This is a genomic window from Corallococcus sp. 4LFB (assembly GCF_046520365.1).
GTDB classification, from domain to species: Bacteria; Myxococcota; Myxococcia; order Myxococcales; family Myxococcaceae; genus Corallococcus; species Corallococcus caeni.
The window spans coordinates 1-3,179 of the sequence record NZ_JBKGHJ010000717.1; the positions used below are offsets into that span (position 1 = coordinate 1).

A 3,179-nucleotide genomic window follows, 5' to 3' on the forward strand; every position below is an offset into this window, starting at 1 on the left:
GAGCGGGCGGCGGACGCATCGAGCTGGAGGAGCGCACCGTGGTGATGGTCGAGCGCCCCGCGCCTCCCACGGGGGGGCTCCGTGGTGGCGCTGGAGTCGGGGACCGCCCGGGCCTTCCGGGGCCCGCGCACGCGACGCGGTTGCGCCCGTGGAACGCTGAGCCCCGCTGCTCCCTGCCACCCGCTCGACGCGCCTTCCGGGACGGCTGACGCGTCATGCACCTCCGCTGACATGTCACACGGGGACGAAGACGACGTGCCGTCGCACGGCCTGGCGCGCGTCTCGTCCCAACAGCCCGGGCGCATGACCACGGCATGTCGATTGCTGTCTCGCGCCGCACTTGAACCTGGAGGATGCATGCGCTTCATGAGCGGAGTCGTCGTCGCTGTCGGTCTTCTCGGGTGCGGGGGTTCGGAGGCCGATCAGGCCCCCTTCGAGCCAGTGGGTCACACGGCCCAGGAGATCGTGGGAGGCATCGAAGCCCGGCCGAACTCCTTCCCCTGGATTGTCAGTCTGCAGCAGTACGGCAGCCATTTCTGCGGGGGCAGTCTGGTGCGAGTGGGCAACAAGGAGGAGAGCGACATCGTCCTCACCGCTGCCCATTGCGTCTTTGACGGTGCCTCCAACGTCACGGCGGTCGCTGGGGCGCATGACCTGAAACACCCCACGTCCACGCAAGTGAGCGCCCAGGTGACGAGGGCCGTCCACCACCCTCAGTACAACCCGGACACGACGATGAACGACATCGCCGTCCTCAAGCTCGACAAGCCCATCAAGTTCGACACGAGCGTCGCCGGGGCTTGCGGCCAGTCCTCGGGCATGCGCCCCAACCTGGCCCCTCGGCTCGCGGGCGGCAACACGCGCGTCCCTGTTTGCCTCCCAGCCCCCGGGGAACGCGTCGCTGAAAACACGATGGCGACGGTCGCGGGCTGGGGCCTGACACAGGAGGGGGGCTACGACACGTCCAGCCTCTTGCTGCAGGTGGGAGTCCCTGTCCTCCGGCATCAGGACGTCGCCAACAGCTACAGGTCACAAGGAATCGTCATCGACGAGAGTGCCATGCTCGGGGCTGGGTATCCGCAGGGGGGCAAGGACGCATGCCAGGGCGACAGCGGCGGACCGCTCGTCGTCAAAGGCTCTCAAGGCTACGTACTCCAGGGCATCGTGAGCTTCGGCGTGGGCTGTGCGCGGGCAGGGCTGCCCGGCATCTACACGCGGGTGTCCAATTACATCCCGTGGATCAACACGCAGATTCGAAACCTCAGCGCCGTCAGGTAGGGCGCGCAGGGCCTTCCAGCTACCGGCGCGGGGAAGGCACGGTCCCCAAACGGGTCCGACTGTCGGACAGGTTCGTGCGATGCGCCACCGCCTGGGGCCAACGGAGGGCCGCACCTTCTCATCCCAGTGGCGGCGGGAGGCTGACCTGGCCTTTATGATGGCCACCGTGTCACGGGCCGTCCGCCGCGAGGCGCCTGTCCCCTCCGTCCCGGGTGAATGCATGTTCGTCGCTCTTGGAGTCCTTGCTGGCGCCGCCGTGCTCGTGCCCACCGCGCGCTGGTGGTTGATGCACCGGGTGGGCACGCCCCGCGCGAGCGAGCCCTTCGACGGACACGTCTACCGGGTGGGCAAGGCCGTCATCGCGGAGCGGCGCTGCGAGCAGCCCCGCGCCACGGTCATCGTGATGCACGGCTTCGTGGCCGACATGCGCTACTTCACGCACCACTACCGCGAGCCCGACCTCCAGCTCATCCTGCTGACGAGCTGCGACTACCACCTGCCCATCACCGGCCACCGCGAGGAGCCCGCGCCCTGGGCGAAGGTGCCAGCCGAGGCGGAGGGCACCATCGCCCACGACGCCGCCGTGCTGGTGCAGGCCCTGGAGCACCTGCCCCGGACGGACGTCATCCGCGTCCATGGACATTCGCGCGGAGGCGCCGTCGTCCTGGAGGCCGCGAAGCTCCGGCCGGACCTGTTCGAGCGGGTGGAGGTGGTGCTGGAGGCGCCCGTGCTCCCGCAGGCCCGTCCCTACCGCAGCCTGACGCCCTCGCAGCTCTGGCTGCTGCCGTTCCTCATCCCGTTGTGGCGGCTCGCGCCGATTGCCCGGCACAACCGGGGCGCGTGGGGGCCGCTGGAGAATGCTCGCAAGCGCGAGTTGATCATGGCCTTCCCGTTCAACCCGAAGCGGGTGGCGACGATGATGGCCAACCTGCGGGACATCGACGCCTGGAGTCAGGCGCGCGATGCGTCCGTGTTCGGCAACGTGCGGCGCGGCACGGTGCTCGTCCCGGGGAAGGACCGGGTGCTGGAGTCCGCCTCCATGCGGGAGAGCGCCGTGCGCGCGAGGCCGGGGCTCACCGTGGTGGAGCTGGACGGGTGCAGCCACTTCGTCCTGTGGGACCGTCCCGACGCGCTGCCCGTGCTGGCTCGCGATCCGGAACGGTCCACCGGCAACGGGTGAGCCCGAGCTACGCGCTCTTGCGCCGCCGCATCATCGCTTCGTACGAACGGCCGACGCCCTGGGACAGGATGAGCAGCTCTCCCACGTCCGGCGGGGTGAACTGCTCCGCGCCGTTGTCCACGTAGAGCAGGTGCACCACCTTGCCGCGCACCAGCAGCGGCAGGATGACCGCGGTCGTGGGGAAGCCTCCGCCGAGCAGCCGGTAGAACATGCCCATCGCCGCGTCGCGCTTCACCGGGCCGACGTAGTGGGAGCGCAGGTCGCGCACGAGGCGGAAGGTGCTCTGGTCGCGCAGCGGCACGCCGATGCGGCGGACGCCTTCGTCGTTCACGCCCTGCCCCATGCCGTGCCAGCCCGTGACGAGGTTGCCCTGCACGGACAGCAGCAGGCACCGGCGCCACTTGCCCATCGCGAACCGGAGCACCGTGCGGGCCACGTCCTCGCGGTCCGAGCTGCGCGCCAGCTCCGCCTGGGCCTCCGGGAACGTGAGCGGCGTCGAGGCTTCGCGGCCACGGGGGGGCTCGCGACCGCGGCCGGGGGCATCGCTCCCGTCGCGCCGGATTGGGCCGCCACCTGCGCGGGCATGCCAGCACCGCCACCCGCCTGGGCCGCGACGTGCGCGGGCATGCCAGCACCGCCACGCGCCTGCGCCGCGATGTGGGAGGGGACGCCCTGCGTTCCAGCCTGACCCGCGAGATGCGCGGGCGCTCCTTGAGCACCG

At 70.6% G+C, this 3,179-nt stretch carries 4 protein-coding genes; 3 read left to right on the forward strand and 1 reads right to left on the reverse strand.

The window, feature by feature from the left end:
* The 3 genes from ACLEQD_RS40020 to ACLEQD_RS40030 all read left to right on the forward strand — a co-directional run.
* Window positions 1-209: hypothetical protein (locus ACLEQD_RS40020; RefSeq protein WP_410391190.1), on the forward strand; the 209-nt coding region annotated here is incomplete at its 5' end.
* A 148-nt stretch (window positions 210-357) separates the two neighbouring features.
* A complete protein-coding gene (locus ACLEQD_RS40025; RefSeq protein WP_410391191.1) occupies window positions 358-1,278 on the forward strand; it encodes a serine protease in 921 nt (306 codons plus the stop codon).
* A 220-nt stretch (window positions 1,279-1,498) separates the two neighbouring features.
* Entirely contained in the window at window positions 1,499-2,458 is a 960-nt protein-coding gene (locus ACLEQD_RS40030; protein WP_410391193.1) for an alpha/beta fold hydrolase, read from the forward strand.
* Window positions 2,459-2,465: 7 nt separating this feature from the next.
* Here the strand turns inward: ACLEQD_RS40030 and ACLEQD_RS40035 are convergent, their stop codons facing one another.
* A complete protein-coding gene (locus ACLEQD_RS40035; protein WP_410391195.1) occupies window positions 2,466-2,894 on the reverse strand; it encodes a hypothetical protein in 429 nt (142 codons plus the stop codon).
* Window positions 2,895-3,179 lie beyond the last annotated feature (285 nt).